Genomic DNA, 305 nt, shown 5'->3' on the forward strand with positions numbered 1-305 from the left:
GTCGTGGAGGACGTCGCCGGTGAGGACGGGATCGTCGACGACGTGATCGAGGACGGCGACGCCGCCTCCGCCGCCGACGGCCCGGCCGGGGCCGTGACCGGGACGGGGGAGGACGTGGCCGTAGCTCTCGGCGGGCCCGCCGTGGACACCGACGGGGCCGCGGGGGCCGACGGGCTGTCCGGGGCGGTCGACGCCGTGCTCGGCGAGGACGGCCTGGTCGACGGCGTCCTCGGGGCGGACGAGCCCGACGAGGGGGCGACGCGCAAGAGCGTCGGGGAGGGGGACAACGTGCGGGACAGCCCCGC

1 protein-coding gene is annotated in these 305 nt (G+C 78.7%); it reads left to right on the plus strand.

Going from position 1 to position 305, the window contains the following annotated elements:
• Nucleotides 1-305: hypothetical protein (locus tag V5O49_RS00215; RefSeq protein ID WP_332900459.1), on the plus strand; the 305-nt coding region annotated here is incomplete at both ends.

The organism is Isoptericola haloaureus (assembly GCF_036689775.1).
Taxonomy (GTDB): Bacteria; Actinomycetota; Actinomycetes; order Actinomycetales; family Cellulomonadaceae; genus Isoptericola; species Isoptericola haloaureus.